Origin of the sequence: Streptomyces corallincola, from assembly GCF_019104725.1 — a bacterium.
Classification (GTDB): Bacteria; Actinomycetota; Actinomycetes; order Streptomycetales; family Streptomycetaceae; genus Streptomyces; species Streptomyces corallincola.
On record NZ_JAHRXF010000004.1, the window covers coordinates 220,842 to 238,813 of the forward strand.

Genomic DNA, 17,972 nt, shown 5'->3' on the forward strand with positions numbered 1-17,972 from the left:
GTGACGATCCGGGCCGTGTCGCCCGAACTTCTGGCACGGTACCCCGTTTTCCCGAGGCCTACATTTCCCCGGTGTGCCCGCTTTGCGCGGTGGGGAATCATCCGGCGGACGCGCCTCGAACAAGTTTGCCAAGCCTGTCGCGGCGCGAGCGTATCGTTGCGTTTTGACCCGGCCCGTGCCTCGTCCGGTGGCTCGGACCGTGGTGCGGCCCCGTCGCGGCGGGGATGACGTGAGCCTTCCCGCGGTACACGATGAGGAACGCCCCGACGCGGGCGGAGAAGAAGACGAGAAGAGAAAACGGCCCTCCGAAAGGTAAGGAACACCGTGGCTTCCGGTTCCGATCGCAGTCCGATCATCATTGGCGGTCTTCCGAGTCAGGTCCCTGACTTCGACCCCGAGGAAACCCAGGAGTGGCTCGACTCGCTCGACGCCGCCGTGGACGAGCGCGGTCGGGAACGAGCCCGGTACCTGATGCTCCGGCTGATCGAACGGGCCCGCGAGCGGCGGGTGGCCGTGCCCGAGATGCGCAGCACGGACTACGTCAACACCATCCCGACCCGTGCCGAGCCGTTCTTCCCGGGCAACGAGGAGATCGAGCGCCGCATCCTCAACGCCACCCGCTGGAACGCGGCCGTGATGGTCTCCCGCGCCCAGCGCCCCGGCATCGGGGTCGGCGGCCACATCGCCACCTTCGCCTCCTCCGCCTCGCTGTACGACGTGGGCTTCAACCACTTCTTCCGGGGCAAGGACGACGGCGACGGCGGCGACCAGGTCTTCTTCCAGGGGCACGGCTCCCCCGGCATCTACGCCCGCGCCTATCTGCTGGACCGGCTCACCGAGCGCCAGCTCGACGGGTTCCGGCAGGAGAAGTCCAAGTACCCCGACGGGCTGTCCAGTTACCCGCACCCGCGCTCAATGCCGGACTTCTGGGAGTTCCCCACGGTGTCGATGGGGCTCGGCCCGCTCGGCGCGATCTTCCAGGCGCGGATGAACCGGTACATGGAGGCGCGCGGCATCGCGGACACCTCCCGTTCGCACGTGTGGGCGTTCCTCGGCGACGGCGAGATGGACGAGCCGGAGTCGCTGGGCCAGCTCTCCATCGCCGCCCGCGAGGGGCTGGACAACCTGACCTTCGTGGTCAACTGCAACCTCCAGCGCCTGGACGGCCCGGTGCGCGGCAACGGGAAGATCATCCAGGAGCTGGAGTCGGTCTTCCGGGGCGCCGGGTGGAACGTGATCAAGCTGGTCTGGGACCGCACCTGGGACCCGCTGCTCGCGCAGGACCGGGACGGGGTGCTGGTCAACCGGATGAACACCACCCCGGACGGCCAGTTCCAGACGTACGCCACCGAGTCCGGCGACTACATCCGGCGGCACTTCTTCGGCGACGACCACCGGCTGCGCGCGATGGTCGAGGGCATGAGCGACGACCAGATCCTGCACCTGGGGCGCGGCGGGCACGACCACCGCAAGATCTACGCGGCGTTCAAGGCGGCCACCGAGCACCGGGGGCAGCCGACGGTCATCCTGGCCAAGACGGTCAAGGGCTGGACGCTGGGCCCCAACTTCGAGGGCCGCAACGCCACCCACCAGATGAAGAAGCTGACGGTGGACGACCTGAAGCGCTTCCGGGACCGGCTGCACCTGCCGATCACCGACCGCGAGCTGGAGTCCGGCGCCCCGCCGTACTACCACCCCGGCCGGGACTCGGAGGAGATCCAGTACATGCACGACCGGCGCCGGAGCCTCGGCGGGTACGTGCCCACGCGGGTGCTGCGCGCGAAGCCGCTGGCGCTGCCGGACGACAAGACGTACGCGACCGTGAAGAAGGGCACCGGTCAGCAGTCGATCGCCACCACGATGGCGTTCGTCCGGCTGCTGAAGGACCTCATGCGGGACAAGGAGATCGGCCGCCGGTTCGTGCTGATCGCACCGGACGAGTACCGCACGTTCGGCATGGACTCGTTCTTCCCGAGTGCGAAGATCTACAACCCGCTGGGCCAGCAGTACGAGTCGGTGGACCGCGAACTCCTGCTCGCCTACAAGGAGTCCCCGACCGGGCAGATGCTGCACGACGGCATCTCCGAGGCGGGCTGCACGGCGTCCCTGATCGCGGCCGGCTCGGCCTACGCCACCCACGGCGAGCCGCTGATCCCGGTGTACGTCTTCTACTCGATGTTCGGTTTCCAGCGGACCGGCGACCAGTTCTGGCAGATGGCCGACCAGTTGGCGCGCGGTTTCGTCCTGGGCGCGACCGCCGGGCGCACGACCCTGACCGGTGAGGGACTCCAGCACGCCGACGGCCACTCCCAGCTGCTGGCCTCCACCAACCCCGGCTGTGTGGCGTACGACCCGGCGTACGGGTACGAGATCGCGCACATCGTGCGGGACGGCCTGCGCCGGATGTACGGCTCGGACGCCGAACACCCGCACGGCGAGGACGTCTTCTACTACCTGACGGTCTACAACGAGCCGATCCGGCACCCGGCGGAGCCGGAGGACGTGGACGTGGAGGGCATCCTCAGGGGCGTCCACCGGATCGCGGCGGGTACGGCGGGCTCGGTCCCGGCGCAGATCATGGCGTCCGGGGTGGCCGTGCCGTGGGCGCTGGAGGCGCAGCGGCTGCTGGCGGAGGACTGGGACGTGCGGGCCGACGTGTGGTCGGCGACCTCCTGGAACGAACTGCGCCGGGAGGCGGTGGAGGTGGAGCGGCACAACCTGCTGCACCCGGAGGAGGAGCAGCGGGTGCCGTACGTGACCCGCAAACTCTCCGGCGCCCAGGGGCCGTTCGTGGCGGTGTCGGACTGGATGCGGTCGGTGCCGGACCAGATCGCACGCTGGGTGCCGGGCACCTACCAGTCGCTGGGCGCGGACGGGTTCGGCTTCGCGGACACGCGGGGCGCGGCGCGGCGGTTCTTCCACATCGACGCGCAGTCGATCGTGGTCGCGGTGCTGACGGAGCTGGCGCGGGAGGGGAAGGTGGACCGCTCGGTGCTGAAGCAGGCCGTGGACCGCTACCAACTGCTCGACGTGGCCTCGGCCGACCCGGGTGCGGCGGGCGGGGACGCGTGACGGCCCCGCGCCGGGGCGTGAGGCGCTCCGGCGCGGGCCGGCGGGCATGAGGAAGGGGGCGGCCGGGCTGTACAGCCCGGCCGCCCCCTTTGTCTCCCGGCTTCCCTCGGCGGGGCGGACGGTGGGAACGTCCGTGCGCCGGGTGAGGTCGGCGGGCCGCTACAGCAGCCCGTTGCCCCAGGTCGCCGCCCCGGCCAGGGCGATGACGGCCAGCAGGGTGTCGATGGCGCCCAGCACCAGGGCGATCACGGCCGGGACGGAGTGGTTCGGCGACCACTTGCGGCCCATCGACTGCCATCCGCAGAACATCGCCACCGGACCGAGCACGATCCCCAGGGCGAAGAAGCCGGCCACGGCACAGACGGTGCCGATGATGCCCAGGGTCGCGCGGTCCGGCCCGGTCCGCTGCCACGTCCGGCCGCGTGAGCGGGGGTGTCCGCGCGTTCCGTTCCCGAAGCCCGTCATCATCAACTCCTCGTTCGTCGTGGACCGTTCGGCTCCACCGAGGAGACGGGTACCCCGGTTTTCCCGGAACACCGGGGGGCCCGTACGAGCGCGGGTGCCGAGGTCAGATGTGTCCGACGCCCGCGCCCGCCCCGGCGTTGACGCCCCGCTTGGTGAACAGCGCGACCAGCACGGCGACCACGGCCACGCCCGCCGCGACCAGCGAGGCGAGGCTCATCCCGGAGATGAAGGTGTCGTGCGCGACGGCGGTGACCTTCGGAATGATCGCGGCCGGCATCTCCTTGGAGACCGGCGCGACACCGATCTGGACGGCCTGGGACGCCTGGCCGAGCTGGGCCGGGGTCAGCGGGGGCAGGCCCGCGCGGGCCCAGTTCCCGGCGAGGTCGGCGTCCACCTTGGAGGCCATGACGGCGCCGAGCACGGCGGTGCCGAGGCTGCCGCCGATCTGCATGGCGGCCTGCTGGAGACCACCGGCGACACCGGACAGCTCCATCGGGGCGTTGCCGACGATGACCTCGGTGGCGCCGACCATGACCGGGGCGAGACCGAGGCCGAGCAGCCCGAACCAGATGGACATCACGCCGCTGCCGGTGTCCACCTTGAGGGTGGACATGCCGTACATGGCGACGGCGGTGGCGATCATGCCTCCGGCCAGCGGGATGCGCGGGCCGACCTTGGTGATCGCGGCACCGGCCAGCGGCGAGGCGACGATCATCATGCCGGTGAGCGGCAGCAGGTGCAGACCGGCGTCGATCGGGCTCATGCCGTGCACGTTCTGGAGGTAGAAGGTGACGAAGAACAGGCCGCCCATGAACGCGATGGCCATGAGGACCATCAGCACCACGCCCGCCGACAGCGGGACGGAGCGGAACAGGCCGAGCGGGATCAGCGGTTCGGCGGTCCGGGTCTCCCAGTAGGCGAACAGCGCGAAGAGGAGCACGGAGGCGACCAGGAAGCCCCAGGTGCGGCCGTCGCCCCAGCCCCAGGCGGGGGCCTTGATGAGCGCCCAGACCAGGCAGAACATCGCGCCGGACAGCAGGGCGATGCCGAGCAGGTCGAAGGAGCGCGGGGCCTTCTCGGCGCGGTGGTCCAGCAGGATCAGCAGACCGAGGACGAGCGCGAGGGCGCCGACCGGCACGTTGATGAAGAACACCGACTGCCAGTTGACGTGCTCGACGAGTACACCGCCGAGGACGGGACCGGCGGCGGTGGAGGCGCCGATGACCATGCCCCAGATGCCGATGGCCATGTTGAGCCGCTCGGCCGGGAAGGTCGCCCGCAGCAGTCCGAGCGCGGCCGGCATCAGCAGCGCGCCGAACAGACCCTGGAAGACCCGGAAGGTGACGACCGCGGCAAGGCTGTGGGACAGCCCGATGGCGCCGGACGCGGCGGCGAAGCCGGTCACGCCGATGAGGAACGTCTGGCGGTGGCCGAAGCGGTCACCGAGCTTGCCCGCGGTGATCAGGGAGACCGCGAGGGCGAGGAAGTAGGCGTTGGCGATCCACTGCACGTCCGAGATGCTCGCGTGCAGGTCCTTGGCGATGGCCGGGTTGGCGATCGCCACGATGGTGCCGTCCAGGGCCACCATCATGACGCCGACGGCGACGGTGATGAGGGTGAGCCACGGATGGCCGCGCAGTCCCGGGGCGGGGACCGGCTCCGCCGGGGCGTCGGGCGTCCGGTCCGCCGGGCCGTCGATGGTGGTCTGACTAGTCATACCGACGAGGCTAGTGTCAGCGACTGACAGTTGACAAACCAATTCACAAGCCGGTAACTGACACGACACCGGCACAATGGATTGAGCTGGAGGTTCGTACACCCGGGAGAGGCTTTGACGGAGACACTGCGGGAGCGCAAGAAGCGGCGCACCCGTGAATCGCTGCTGCGCGCGGCGCTGGAACTGTTCACCACCCAGGGGTACGACCGCACCACCGTGGACGAGATCGCCGCCGCGGTCGAGGTGTCGCAGCGCACCTTCTTCCGCTACTTCGCGGGCAAGGAGGACGTGGCCTTCGCGGCGCAGGACCTCACCGAGCGGCACTTCCTCGCCGCGCTGCGGGCCCGCCCGGCGCGGGAGACCCCGATGGAGGCGCTGCGCCAGGCCGTGCTGGAGGGCTGGGAGTCGATCCGGGAGCAGGTCGAGGAGGCCGTCCCGGTCGAGTTGTACCTGCGGATGTTCCGGGTGATCGAGGCCACGCCCGCGCTGCTCGCCGCCCATCTGTGGCGGTCGGCGGCGACCGAGGACACCATCGTGCGGGTGCTCGCGGAGCGTGAGGGCGTGGACGCGGACACCGATCCGCGCCCCCGGCTGGCGGTCGCGGTGTTCGGCGGGGTGATAAGAGTCACCGAACGCCAGTGGAGCACCGGCGAGGACGGCAGTCCGGAGGCGATGAAGACGCTGACCGCCGCCTACCTCGATCAGGTCGGTTCCGCGCTCACCGGGCACTGGGGCGAGTCGCACGCGAGGGCCTGCACCGGCGAAACGTGACACCGGTCACTCGGTTAACGCGAGACCGTCCCGTTCTCCTAGTGTGTCCTCCCAGTGACTTCCTTCGACACCTCCCCGCAACTCAACGTCGGCCGCATGCTGCTCGCGATGGCCGTGGTCTTCGTGATGCTGGCGACCACCGGCTGGACCGCGCTGCACAGCCACCGGGAGACCAGTGGCGTGCAGGCGTCGCTGGCCGACTGGCGGCACGGCCGGGTGCACGGGCACCCGCTGCCCGACCCGCAGGCCGCCCCCGCGAAGCTGGCCCGGTTCTTCGCCAGGCTGACCACCGGCGAACGCGACACGCTGGCCGACCGCTATCCCTTCGCGGTCGGCAACATGAACGGCGCCCCGGTGACCCTGCGCTACCGCGCCAACCGTGTCGCGCTCCGGCAGGCCCGCGTCACCGAGCGCGAACGCGTCCACGACAACCGGCTCAGCGAGGCCGGGCAGCAGGACGCCGCGGCGACCGTGGCCCGGTACGACGCGCTGCTCGCGCCGGGACGGCGGATTCTCTCCTTCGACCCCACCGGGGCGGGCCGGGTCGCGGAGGTGTTCGGCAGCCTGAACCGCGCCGAGCGGATCTCCCTGGTCGTGCCCGGTGTGGACACCAACCTGCTGACCTTCGAGCGCACCGGCGCCAAGCGGTACACCGCGCCGGTCGGCATGGCACAGGCGCTGTACGCGGCCGAGCGGAAGGCGAGCCCCCGCACCCGTACGGCCGTCATCGCGTGGGCCGACTACACCGCGCCGGACGGGCTCGGGGTGGACGCGGCGACCGCGATGCGCGCCGACGAGGGCGCCGTACGGCTGAACGGGCTGCTGCGGGCGCTGCCCGGCCGGGCGCCGGTGGCGCTGTTCTGCCACAGCTACGGCTCGGTGCTGTGCGGGGTGGCCGCGCACGCGCTGCCGCACCGGGTGACCGATGTGGCGGTGGCCGCGAGTCCCGGGATGCGGGTCGCGGAGGCGTCCCATCTGCGCACCCCGGCCCATGTGTGGGCGATGCGCGACCCCACGGACTGGATTCGGGACGTGCCCTATCTGGAACTGGGCGGGCTCGGCCACGGCGCCGACCCGGTCTCCCCCGCGTTCGGCGCGCGGGTGCTGTCGGCCGCCGGGGCGCGCGGGCACGCGGGCTATTTCCAGCCGGGCACCGACAGCCTGCGCAACTTCGCGGACGTCGGCGTCGGTGACTACGCGAAGGTGACGTGCGCCGGGGACGGCCACGCCTGCCGGGACGGCCTGCCGGACACCGCCGCGAAGGACACGGCGAAGGACACGGCGAGGGGCACGGCCCACAGCACAGTGGACGGCGCACGGGCGGGACGCGCGTAGAGGCGGCCGGGCAAACGGATCGGGAAACAGCAGGAATTGCGGTCCGCGAGGGTGGCGACGGAGAAGGACGTGCCGCATACGATGAGCCGCATGGGTGACGTACTGGCGGGTTTTCATGCCGTCTGGGAGTTCGGGTCCGACTCCGTGCTCATCCGCTACGAACGGGGAATCCGGACACCGAAGCTGTTCCAGGCGCTGGGTGAGCGGCGGGTGCCGTTCGCCGCGATCGAGCGGGTCTCCCTGGGCCCGGCCCGGCGGGGTGCCGTGGCGCTGCGCATGGTGCCGCGTGCCGGTGCCGACCCGTTGGCGGAGGCGGCGGCCGGACAGCTCGGTGAGGGCACCGACCCGTACCGTCTGGTGCTCCCGGCCGAGCGTGCCGTACCGGCCGAGGAGTCCGCCGGGAGGCTGAGCGGGCTGCTCGGCCCGCCGGGGCCCGCCGACGGCTTCCTGGTCGCCGCGCCGGAACCGCCGCTCGCCTTCAAGGCGTACGACGGGAAGGCGTCGTTCGACGGGACGACCGTGCGGTTCCGCTGGTCGTGGACGGGCGCGTCGTCGGAGAAGTGGAAGGCGGGCGACCGGAGTTTCGCGGTCGCGGACCTCGGCGGGGTGGAATGGCGCGCGTCGCAGGCCCGGGAGGGGCATCTGCGGCTGCTGTCGCGCGGCGAGGACCCCGACGCGCCGCACGCGCCACCGGACCGGAACCCGGCGGCGATCGTCTTCGGGCTCGGCTACGGGCAGGTGCACGAGTCGCTGCCGTTCGCGGCGGCCGTCCTGGAGGCGGTCCGCAGGCGGGCGCCGAAGGCAGCCGTCCCCCGGCAGGCCCGCCGCGACCCGGCGGACATCGCGGAGCGCATCCGCCACCTCGGGGAGCTGCACCGGTCGGGACTGGTGACGGACGAGGAGTTCTCCTCGAAGAAGGCGGAGCTGCTCGCGGAGCTGTAGGGAGCCCGCCCGGGGCGCTCGGTGTCCGGTCGGGCCGGGCCCTCAGTGGGCGGCGGCGCCCTGCTCGTAGAAGCCGATCTTCTTGTCGAGGACGGCGAGGGTGCCGCGCAGTTCCGCGATCCGGCCGAGGACGTCCCGGCGGGTGGACTCCAGCAGGGCCTGGCGTTCGCCGTAGGTGCTCTCGCCCTCGCGGACCAGCTCGGCGTAGCGGACCATGTCCGCCACCGGCATCCCGGTCAGCCGCAGCTTGGTCACGAAGTCCAGCCAGTCCAGGTCCCGGTTGGTGTAGCGGCGCTGGCCGGTGTGCGAGCGGTCCACGTGCGGCATCAGGCCGATGCGCTCGTACCAGCGCAGGGTGTGGGCGGTCAGCCCGGTGAAGGCGACGACCTCGCTGATCGTGTAGTGGTCCTTGCCGTCCGGGCGGGGGTGCTGCCGGGGCGGTGGGGCGCAGTGGTCGAGGGGGGTGGTCCGCTCGGTGCCGGCAGGCGTGGTGTGCATCACCGTCATGGCCTCCACGCTATGGCCTTGGAGTGCACTCCAGGCAAGCGGGACCCGGTAAGAAAACCGGCGGCGGGCGGCGGCCCGGTCCTCATACCGTGACGGCATGAGTCTCGTACGACGGGCAGGGCCCGAGGACGCCGCCGAAGTGCTGCGGCTGCGGCAGGTGATGCTCGACTCGGTACGGCCGGACGACCCGCCCGGTACGACCGCCTGGCACACCGCGTCGCTCCCCCTGCTGCGCGCCCGCCTGGCCGACTCCGGCGACTTCGCGGCCTTCGTGGTGGACCACCCGGAGCGTTCCGGCGGTCCGGGCGGTCCGGGTGCGCTGGCGGCGCTCGCGGTGGGCAGCGTGGAGTACCGCATCGGCCGGGCCGACAACCCCGGGGGCCGGGTGGGCCACGTCTTCAGCGTGGCCACCGACCCGGACGCCCGCCGTCGCGGCTACGCCCGCGCCTGCGTCACGGAGCTGCTGGCCTGGCTCCGGGCGTCCGGCGCGTCCCACGTGGACCTGAACGCCTCGGCGGAGGCGGAACCGCTGTACGCGTCCCTGGGCTTCGTCCGGAAACCCGACCCGGCGATGCGGCTGAGGTTCTGAGGGGCGCGGGGAGGTGCGTCCGGGGGGAGGCTGCGGGGCGGGAGTGCTCGGGCAGGCCCTAGGCTCGCGGGCATGTCGTTGCAGAGTCTGGCGCTGATCGAGAAGTGGCCCGTCCCCACCGCCGCCGCGGGTGTCGTACGGGCGGACGGGACCGTGCTCGGGACCCACGGGCCGGGCGGGCACCGTTTCCCGCTGGCGTCGGTGACCAAGCCGCTGGCGGCGTACGCGGTGCTGGTCGCCTACGAGGAGGGGGCGGTCGAGCTGGACGAACCGGCGGGCCCGCCCGGCTCCACGGTCCGGCACCTGCTCGCGCACACCTCGGGCCTGGCGTTCGACGAGCACCGGACGACCGCGCCGCCCGGTGAGCGGCGGCTGTACTCCAACGCGGGCTTCGAGCAGTTGGGCGAGCACGTCGCGGCGGCGGCGGACATCCCCTTCGCGGAGTACCTGCGGCAGGCGGTGCTGGAGCCGCTGGGCATGACGGCCACCTCGCTGGAGGGCTCGCCCGCGAAGGACGGCGTGTCCACGGTGGACGACCTGCTGCGCTTCGCCGCGGAACTCCAGGCGCCCCGGCTGCTGGACCCGCGCACGGTCGCGGCGGCGATGAGCGTGCAGTACCCCGGCCTGAAGGGCGTCCTCCCCGGCTACGGCCACCAGAACCCCAACGACTGGGGTCTCGGCTTCGAGATCCGCGACTCCAAGTCCCCCCACTGGACGGGGAGTTCGTCCTCCCCGCGCACCTTCGGCCACTTCGGCCAGTCCGGTACGTTCCTGTGGACCGACCCCGAGGCGGGCGCGGCCTGCGTCACCCTGACCGACCGCCCCTTCGGCCCCTGGGCGGTCGAGGCATGGCCGGAGTTCACCAACGCGGTACTGGCGGAGCTGCGGGGTTAGCGGGTCAGCTCCCAGACGAGGAGTTCGGCGGGGGTGAGGGCGCGTGCCACGAGGGCTCGCGCGTCGGTGACGCGGGCGGCGTCGCCGGGGGTGAGGCGCTCCCCGTCGATCTCCGTCTCCCCGCGCACGGCGTGCACGTAGAGGTACGGCGCGTCGGGCAGCGCGGTCCGGTCGCCGGGGGCGAGACGGCGGACGTGCAGCAGGGCACCGGCGGCGGGCACGGCGTACGGGGTGGCGTCCGCGAGACCCCGTACGACGGTGTACGCGGGGGTGCCGCCGGGCTCACCGGGCGCGAGCCACATCTGCACGAACACCAGCTCCTCGCCGGTGTCGTTGCACTCCTCGTGCCGGACGCCTCCGGCGGAGCGCAGATGCTGCACGTCACCGGGCCGCACCCGGCTCACGTTCCCCTCCGAGTCCCGGTGCGTCAGCTCCCCCCGCACCACCCACGTCACGATCTCGGTATGGCTGTGCGGGTGCTCGTCGAACCCCGTACGGGGTGCCAGCACCTCCTCGTTGACGGCGATCAGCGCGCCGAAGCGGAGGTTGTCGGGGTCGTAGTGCGCACCGAAGGACAGCGCGTGCAGGGACGTGATGCCCTCCGCACCGTCCCGGTACCGCGCCCCGCCGGGCCACACCTCCATCACACCCCCAACCTAGTGCTGCCACCCCCCGGGGCCCCGCGGCACCCTCCGGCACACGCCGCCCACCCGATAAGGCACCCTTGTCCCCGTGCCCGAACCCGAATCCCACCCCGCCGATCCCCACCGGACCCCGCACAGGAACCACCCCCACGCAGCGACACTCCACCGCCTGGAGCACTCCTCAGGCCACCTCTCCGCCCAGGCGATCGCACGGATGGACGAGACCCTGCCGTGGTACCGGGCCATGCCCCCGGAGAACCGCTCCTGGATCGGCCTGGTGGCCCAGGCGGGCATCGCGGCGTTCACGGAGTGGTTCCGGCACCCGGACACCCCCCAGGCGATCTCCACGGACGTGTTCGGCACGGCCCCCCGCGAACTCACCCGTGCCATCACCCTGCGGCAGACCGTGGAGATGGTCCGCACCACCATCGAGGTGATGGAGAGCGCCATCGACGAGGTCGCCGCCCCCGGCGACGAGTCGGTGCTCCGCGAGGCACTCCTCGTCTACGCCCGCGAGATCGCGTTCGCCACCGCACAGGTGTACGCGCAGGCGGCGGAGGCGCGCGGCGCCTGGGACGCCCGCCTGGAGTCCCTGGTGGTGAACGCGGTGCTCAGCGGCGAGGCGGACGAGGGCGCGGTGAACCGCGCGGCGGCACTCGGCTGGAACTCCCCCGAGCACGTGTGCGTGGTGCTGGGCACCGCCCCGGACGGGGACAGCGAGCTGACGGTGGAGGCGATCCGCCGGGCCTCCCGGCACGCCAAGCTCCAGGTGCTCACCGGGGTCCTCGGGGACCGCCTGGTGGTGATCGCGGGCGGCAGTTCCAACCCGCTGGCCGTGGCACGGTCGCTGATCGGCCCGTTCGCCGCCGGTCCGGTCGTCGCGGGTCCGGTCGTGCCCGACCTGCTGGCCGCCACCCGGTCCGCGCAGGCCGCGGCGGCGGGCCTGAAGGCGTGTTCGGCCTGGCAGGACGCCCCGCGCCCGGTGCTGGCGGACGATCTGCTGCCGGAGCGGGCGATGGCGGGTGATCCGGGGGCCCGCGAGCAGTTGGTGGAGGAGATCTACAGACCGCTGGAGGAGGCGGGCTCCGCGCTGCTGGAGACGCTGAGTGTGTATCTGGAGCAGGCGAGCAGCCTGGAGGGCGCCGCCCGCATGCTGTTCGTTCACCCGAACACCGTGCGCTACCGGCTCCGACGTGTGACGGACGTCACCGGCTGGTCGCCATCGGATGTACGATCCGCGTTCACGCTGCGGATCGCGCTGATCCTCGGGCGTCTGGCCGATGGAGACGCCCAAATCTAGGTTTTTGTGGGCTGCCCACAAAAGCCCCCCGTGTTCTTCGTCCCTGTCCCCACGGGCGGCCGTGGCCGTCCCCAAGAGAGAGTGTGAGAGTGCTCGTACTCGTCGCTCCCGGCCAGGGCGCCCAGACGCCCGGCTTCCTGACCCCCTGGCTCGAACTCCCCGGCGCCGCCGACCGTGTCGCCGCGTGGTCGGACGCCATCGGACTGGACCTCCTCCACTACGGCACCCAGGCCGACGCGGACGGGATCCGCGACACCTCGGTGGCGCAGCCGCTGCTGGTCGCGGCCGGGCTGCTGTCCGCCGAGGCGCTCGGCGGGGTCGCCGCCGTCGCGCCGGGCGCGGTGGCCGGTCACAGCGTCGGCGAGATCACCGCCGCCGCGTTCGCGGGCGTCCTGGACGACAGCGCCGCGCTGCGCCTCGTCCGCAGGCGCGGGCTGGCGATGGCCGAGGCCGCCGCCGTCACGGAGACCGGTATGTCGGCGCTGCTCGGTGGCGACCCGGAGACCTCGGTGGCGCACCTGGAGAAGCTGGGCCTCACCCCGGCGAACATCAACGGCGCCGGTCAGATCGTCGCCGCGGGCACGCTGGAACAGCTCGCCGCGCTGGCCGAGGAGAAGCCCGAGGGTGTCCGCAAGGTGATCCCGCTGAAGGTCGCGGGCGCGTTCCACACCCGGCACATGGCCCCGGCGGTCGAGGTGCTGGCGAAGGCGGCGGCCGGTCTGGAGCCGCGCGACCCGAAGGTCACGTACGTCTCCAACAAGGACGGCGCGGCCGTCACCGGTGGCGCCGAGGTGCTGGAGCGGCTGGTCGGCCAGGTGGCCAACCCGGTCCGCTGGGACCTGTGCATGGAGACCTTCAAGGCACTGGGTGCCACCGCGCTGATCGAGGTGTGCCCGGGCGGCACCCTCACCGGCCTCGCCAAGCGCGCGCTGCCCGGTGTCCGCACCCTCGCCCTGAAGACCCCCGACGACCTCGAAGCGGCCCGCGAGCTGGTCTCCGAGTACGCCAACGACTGAGGAGCCGTACCGATCATGGCGAAGATCAAGCCCAGCAAGGGTGCCCCGTACGCGCGCATCCTCGGGGTCGGCGGCTACCGCCCGACCCGCGTGGTGCCCAACGAGGTGATCCTGGAGCACATCGAATCCTCCGACGAGTGGATTCGGTCGCGCTCCGGCATCGAGACCCGGCACTGGGCGGGCCCCGAGGAGACGGTGGCCGCGATGTCGGTCGAGGCGGCCGGGAAGGCCATCGCGGACGCGGGCATCGACGCGGAGCAGATCGGCGCCGTGGTCGTCTCCACCGTGTCCCACTTCAGCCAGACCCCGGCCGTGGCCACCGAGATCGCGGACCGGCTGGGCACCGCCAAGGCCGCCGCGTTCGACATCTCGGCAGGCTGCGCGGGCTTCGGCTACGGCCTGACGCTCGCCAAGAGCCTGGTCGTGGAGGGGTCCGCCGGACACGTCCTGGTGATCGGCGTGGAGCGGCTGAGCGACCTGACCGACCTGGAGGACCGCGCGACGGCGTTCCTGTTCGGCGACGGCGCGGGCGCGGTCGTGGTCGGCCCCTCCGAGGAACCGGCGATCGGTCCGACGGTGTGGGGTTCCGAGGGCGACAAGTCGAACACCATCAAGCAGACGGTCCCGTGGGACCGTTTCCGGAGCGGTGACCTCTCCGGGCTTCCCCTCGACAGCGAGGGGAACATCAAGTTCCCTGCGATCACGCAGGAGGGCCAGGCGGTGTTCCGCTGGGCCGTGTTCGAGATGGCGAAGGTCGCCCAGCAGGCGCTGGACGCGGCCGGGATCACCCCGGACGAGCTGGACGTCTTCATCCCGCACCAGGCCAATGTGCGGATCATCGACTCGATGGTGAAGACGCTGAAGCTGCCGGAGCACGTCACGGTCGCCCGTGACATCCGCACCACCGGCAACACCTCGGCCGCCTCGATCCCGCTCGCGATGGAGCGGCTCCTGGCGACCGGGGAGGCGAAGAGCGGTGACACCGCGCTGGTCATCGGATTCGGGGCGGGTCTCGTCTACGCCGCCACGGTCGTTACTCTCCCCTAGGCACTCCGTGCCGGATCATGTGATCCGGCACGGGACACCAACTGCCGCACCACCCCAGTCCGCAGTACGTCCGCAGTACGTCTGCCCCAAGAAGAAGGAGCGCCCGACATGGCCGCCACCCAGGAAGAGATCCTCGCCGGTCTCGCGGAGATCGTGAACGAGATCGCCGGTATCCCCACCGAGGACGTCCAGCTGGACAAGTCCTTCACCGACGACCTGGACGTCGATTCGCTGTCGATGGTCGAGGTGGTCGTCGCCGCCGAGGAGCGCTTCGACGTGAAGATCCCCGACGAGGACGTCAAGAACCTCAAGACGGTCGGCGACGCCGCCGACTACATCCTCAAGCACCAGGCCTGAGTCACCTTCGGGCCGTGTGCCCGTCGGCCCCGCCACCCGGCGGTGGCGCCGTATGAATCCCGCATCCGCATCCGTTGGAGAAAGAATTCCCGTGAGCCCGACCAATCGCACCGTGGTCGTCACCGGTATCGGCGCAACCACACCGCTGGGTGGCGATGTGGCCTCCTTCTGGGAGGCCCTTCTCGCCGGTAAGTCCGGCGTCGGCCCGCTGACCCAGGAGTGGGCGGAGCAGCTGCCGGTGCGCATCGCCGCGCAGATCGCCGTGGAGCCGGGCGAGATCATCCCCCGGCCGCAGGCCCGGAAGCTGGACCGGTCGGCGCAGTTCGCGCTGATCGCGGCTCAGGAGGCCTGGAAGGACGCCGGGTTCACCGCGCGGGCCGGTGAGGACTCGTCCGTGAACCCCGACCGCCTCGGCGCGGTCATCGCCTCCGGCATCGGCGGCGTCACCACCCTGCTCGACCAGTACGACGTGCTCAAGGAGAAGGGCGTACGCCGTGTCTCCCCGCACACCGTGCCGATGCTGATGCCCAACTCCCCGGCGGCGAACGTCGGTATCGAGCTGGGCGCGCGCGCCGGTGTGCACACCCCGGTGTCGGCCTGCGCCTCGGGCGCGGAGGCCATCGGGTACGCCATCGAGATGATCCGCACCGGGCGTGCGGACGTGGTCGTCGCGGGCGGTACGGAGGCGGCGGTCCACCCGCTGCCCATCGCCGCGTTCGGCAACATGATGGCGATGTCCAAGAACAACGACGACCCCGAGGGCGCGTCGCGTCCCTACGACGCGGGCCGTGACGGATTCGTCCTCGGTGAGGGCGCGGGCGTCATCGTGCTGGAGTCCGAGGAGCACGCGAAGGCGCGCGGGGCGCGGATCTACGTGGAGGCGGTGGGCCAGGGCATCTCGGCCGACGCCCACCACATCACCCAGCCGGAGCCCTCCGGCAACGGCATCGCGCACGCCCTGCAGAACCTGCTCGACGGCACCGACCTCAACCCGGCGGAGATCGCGCACGTCAACGCGCACGCGACGTCCACTCCGCAGGGTGACGTGGCCGAGATCAAGGCACTCCGCAAGGTCTTCGGCGACGACGTGGACCACATGGCCATCTCCGCCACGAAGTCCATGACCGGCCATCTCCTCGGCGGTGCCGGTGGCATCGAGTCCGTGGCGTCGATCCTTGCCCTGGTCAACCGTGTGGCCCCGCCGACGATCAACCTGACCTCGCTCGACCCCGAGGTCAACGCCGACATCGTCACCGGTGCCCCCCGTCCCCTCCCCGAGGGCCCCCTCACCGCCCTCAACGACTCCTTCGGCTTCGGCGGTCACAACGTGGTCCTGGCCTTCCGCACGGTCTGACCCCGTCGCCCCAGCAAGCGAAAACGGCCCGGTCCCCCTGGGGGACCGGGCCGTTGCCAATCCCACCCAGCCGCGGGCAGGCGTGCCGCTAGGGGCGGCACGGGTGGGCGCGGCGGCGCCTCCCAGCGAGCGGCGCCCATTGCTCCGCCCGGCCCGCTGCAACGCCGTTCGCGTGCACGTCGTACGTGGCTGGTCGCGCAGTTCCCCGCGCCCCTGAGGGAGTGCACACCAGCCTCGTCACGAGTAACCGTCGGCGCGCACCGGGCGCGTAATCCCCGCGCCCCTCAAGGGAGTCGCAGCGAACCCCCGCCGAAGAGGAGCCCTCAGACCACCTGGTGGAGCCAGCGGACCGGTGCACCCTCGCCCGCGTAGCGGAAGGGCTCGAGCTCGTCGTCCCAGGGCTTGCCCAGCAGCTTGGCGAGGTCGGCCTCAAGATCGCTCTCGCCCGCCCGACTCCGCTGCATGGCGGCCCGAAGCCGGTCCTCGGGAATGAGGATGTCCCCGTGCATACCGGTGACGGCATGGAAGATGCCGAGGTCAGGGGTACAGCTGTACCGCTCCCCCTCGGCGGTGGCACACGGCTCGGCGGTGACTTCGAACCGCAGCAGATGCCAGCCCCGCAGCGCGGAGGCGAGCTTGGACCCGGTCCCGGCCTCCCCCTGCCAGGAGAACTCCGACCGCCAGGTGCCGGGCGCGGCGGGCTGCCGGATCCAGTCGAGGCTGACCCGCGTACCGAGCACCCCGGCGACAGCCCACTCGACGTGCGGGCACAGCGCGCGCGGCGCGGAGTGCACGTACAGAACTCCACGTGTCGTCACCGGAACCTCCGGGCAGAACAGGACATCTTGCGGACGGGCGGGGCGGCAGTGGCAGGACGGCCGCTACGACGCCGAGGCTACCGTGCGGCGGCGCGCGGAGTGTGACGTACCGTCGGTCGGACGGTACGGAAACCCCGGCCATTCACCCAGGGGGACGCCTGTACGGGGGTGCACCGTTCCCGTGGTGGAAGCGGTGCGGACGAAACGCCCGACGACATGACGAGAGGCGCGGACATGCGAGAGCGGGGCACCCGGCCACGAGCCCGCCTGCTGTGGGCCACGGCCGCGACGGCGCTGCTGACGCTCACGGCCGCCACGGGCTGCGACACGTCCGGCGGCGCCCCCGGCGCGAAACACACCGCCGCGAGCCCCTCCCCCACCCGTTCCGCGCCCCTGTGGAACCCGCACCCGGAATCCATCGCGGCGGTGGGCGATTCGGTGACCCGGGGCTTCGACGCCTGCGCGGTCCTGTCCGACTGCCCCGAGGCGTCGTGGGCGACGGGCAGCGACCCCCGCGTACGGAGTCTGGCCGTACGCCTGCTGGGCCCGCGCGCGGCGGCCGAGCGCGGCTGGAACCACGCGGTGACGGGCGCCCGCGTGGCGGACCTCCCGGCGCAGATCGGCCGGGCGGCGGTCCACTCCCCGGAGCTGGTCACGGTGATGATCGGCGCGAACGACGCGTGCCGTGCGACGGCGTCCTCGATGACGTCGGTCTCCGCGTTCCGCAAGCGCTTCCAGAAGGCGATGACCGTCCTGCGTACGGCCCTGCCGAGGACGCAGGTGTACGTGTCGAGCGTGCCGGACCTGCTGCGGCTCTGGTCGCAGGGGCGGGCGGACCCGCTGGGCAAGGAGGTGTGGAAGCTCGGCATCTGCCCGTCGATGCTGCGGGACGCGGACGACCTGACCGCGTCGGCCGAGGCGCGCCGCGGCCGGGTGGAGAAGCGGGTGGAGGCGTACAACACGGTGCTGCGCGAGGTGTGCGCCCGCGACCGGCGCTGCCGGTTCGACGGGAACGCGGTGTTCGACTACCGCTTCGGCACCGGCCAGCTCAGCCAGTGGGACTGGTTCCACCCCAGCGTTGACGGCCAGTCCCGCCTCGCCGAGATCGCGTACCGCACTGTCACGGCGGACAGCCCGTGACCTA

General features: G+C 72.0%; 17 protein-coding genes. 12 read left to right on the top strand and 5 right to left on the bottom strand.

Annotated features, from left to right (window positions below; genetic code table 11):
- Window positions 1-324 precede the first annotated feature (324 nt).
- Window positions 325-3,072 (top strand): pyruvate dehydrogenase (acetyl-transferring), homodimeric type, encoded by a 2,748-nt coding sequence (gene aceE / locus KUM39_RS05295; protein WP_217784191.1) that lies wholly within the window; start codon window positions 325-327, stop codon window positions 3,070-3,072.
- Between the two features lie 159 nt (window positions 3,073-3,231).
- Here aceE and KUM39_RS05300 read toward each other — a convergent pair whose 3' ends face one another.
- Together KUM39_RS05300 and KUM39_RS05305 are read right to left on the bottom strand one after the other, a co-directional pair.
- On the bottom strand, window positions 3,232-3,540 hold the full coding sequence (locus tag KUM39_RS05300; RefSeq protein ID WP_217784192.1) for a small hydrophobic protein: 309 nt from the start codon (window positions 3,538-3,540) through the stop codon (window positions 3,232-3,234).
- A 100-nt stretch (window positions 3,541-3,640) separates the two neighbouring features.
- Complete coding sequence (locus tag KUM39_RS05305) at window positions 3,641-5,128, bottom strand: MFS transporter (protein ID WP_372455708.1); 1,488 nt, start codon at window positions 5,126-5,128, stop codon at window positions 3,641-3,643.
- 240 nt (window positions 5,129-5,368) lie between these two features.
- Between KUM39_RS05305 and KUM39_RS05310 the strand changes: the two genes are divergently transcribed.
- The 3 genes from KUM39_RS05310 to KUM39_RS05320 all read left to right on the top strand — a co-directional run bounded on the left by KUM39_RS05310 (window position 5,369) and on the right by KUM39_RS05320 (window position 8,302).
- Window positions 5,369-6,025, top strand: coding sequence for a TetR family transcriptional regulator (locus tag KUM39_RS05310; RefSeq protein ID WP_217784194.1), 657 nt, complete (start codon window positions 5,369-5,371; stop codon window positions 6,023-6,025).
- Between the two features lie 54 nt (window positions 6,026-6,079).
- Window positions 6,080-7,360: an alpha/beta hydrolase gene (locus KUM39_RS05315; RefSeq protein WP_217784195.1), complete on the top strand. Its 1,281-nt coding sequence runs from the start codon at window positions 6,080-6,082 to the stop codon at window positions 7,358-7,360.
- A gap of 90 nt (window positions 7,361-7,450) precedes the next feature.
- On the top strand, window positions 7,451-8,302 hold the full coding sequence (locus KUM39_RS05320; RefSeq protein ID WP_217784196.1) for a DUF4429 domain-containing protein: 852 nt from the start codon (window positions 7,451-7,453) through the stop codon (window positions 8,300-8,302).
- Window positions 8,303-8,344: 42 nt separating this feature from the next.
- Here the strand turns inward: KUM39_RS05320 and KUM39_RS05325 are convergent, their stop codons facing one another.
- Complete coding sequence (locus KUM39_RS05325) at window positions 8,345-8,809, bottom strand: MerR family transcriptional regulator (RefSeq protein ID WP_217784197.1); 465 nt, start codon at window positions 8,807-8,809, stop codon at window positions 8,345-8,347.
- 97 nt (window positions 8,810-8,906) lie between these two features.
- Between KUM39_RS05325 and KUM39_RS05330 the strand changes: the two genes are divergently transcribed.
- Complete coding sequence (locus tag KUM39_RS05330; protein WP_217784198.1) at window positions 8,907-9,398, top strand: GNAT family N-acetyltransferase; 492 nt, start codon at window positions 8,907-8,909, stop codon at window positions 9,396-9,398.
- A 72-nt stretch (window positions 9,399-9,470) separates the two neighbouring features.
- Complete coding sequence (locus KUM39_RS05335; protein WP_217784199.1) at window positions 9,471-10,292, top strand: serine hydrolase domain-containing protein; 822 nt, start codon at window positions 9,471-9,473, stop codon at window positions 10,290-10,292.
- Here the strand turns inward: KUM39_RS05335 and KUM39_RS05340 are convergent.
- Window positions 10,289-10,936, bottom strand: coding sequence for a pirin family protein (locus KUM39_RS05340; RefSeq protein WP_217784242.1), 648 nt, complete (start codon window positions 10,934-10,936; stop codon window positions 10,289-10,291). The genes KUM39_RS05335 and KUM39_RS05340 overlap by 4 nt on opposite strands.
- A gap of 88 nt (window positions 10,937-11,024) precedes the next feature.
- Here KUM39_RS05340 and KUM39_RS05345 point away from each other — a divergent pair, with 88 nt between their 5' ends.
- The 5 genes from KUM39_RS05345 to fabF all read left to right on the top strand — a co-directional run bounded on the left by KUM39_RS05345 (window position 11,025) and on the right by fabF (window position 16,010).
- Entirely contained in the window at window positions 11,025-12,236 is a 1,212-nt protein-coding gene (locus KUM39_RS05345) for a PucR family transcriptional regulator (protein WP_217784200.1), read from the top strand.
- A gap of 89 nt (window positions 12,237-12,325) precedes the next feature.
- Window positions 12,326-13,252, top strand: coding sequence for an ACP S-malonyltransferase (locus tag KUM39_RS05350; RefSeq protein ID WP_217784243.1), 927 nt, complete (start codon window positions 12,326-12,328; stop codon window positions 13,250-13,252).
- A 15-nt stretch (window positions 13,253-13,267) separates the two neighbouring features.
- Window positions 13,268-14,299 carry a ketoacyl-ACP synthase III gene (locus KUM39_RS05355; RefSeq protein WP_217784201.1) on the top strand — a complete coding sequence of 344 codons (1,032 nt, stop codon included), beginning with the start codon at window positions 13,268-13,270 and terminating at the stop codon, window positions 14,297-14,299.
- Window positions 14,300-14,407: 108 nt separating this feature from the next.
- Window positions 14,408-14,656 carry an acyl carrier protein gene (locus tag KUM39_RS05360; protein ID WP_217784202.1) on the top strand — a complete coding sequence of 83 codons (249 nt, stop codon included), beginning with the start codon at window positions 14,408-14,410 and terminating at the stop codon, window positions 14,654-14,656.
- A gap of 91 nt (window positions 14,657-14,747) precedes the next feature.
- A complete protein-coding gene (gene fabF, locus KUM39_RS05365; protein WP_217784203.1) occupies window positions 14,748-16,010 on the top strand; it encodes a beta-ketoacyl-ACP synthase II in 1,263 nt (420 codons plus the stop codon).
- Between the two features lie 323 nt (window positions 16,011-16,333).
- Here the strand turns inward: fabF and KUM39_RS05370 are convergent, their stop codons facing one another.
- Window positions 16,334-16,828, bottom strand: a complete 495-nt coding sequence (locus tag KUM39_RS05370; RefSeq protein ID WP_217784204.1) for a DUF3145 domain-containing protein — start codon at window positions 16,826-16,828, stop codon at window positions 16,334-16,336.
- Window positions 16,829-17,062: 234 nt separating this feature from the next.
- Here KUM39_RS05370 and KUM39_RS05375 point away from each other — a divergent pair, with 234 nt between their 5' ends.
- Window positions 17,063-17,968 (top strand): SGNH/GDSL hydrolase family protein, encoded by a 906-nt coding sequence (locus KUM39_RS05375; RefSeq protein WP_217784205.1) that lies wholly within the window; start codon window positions 17,063-17,065, stop codon window positions 17,966-17,968.
- Window positions 17,969-17,972: the final 4 nt, after the last annotated feature.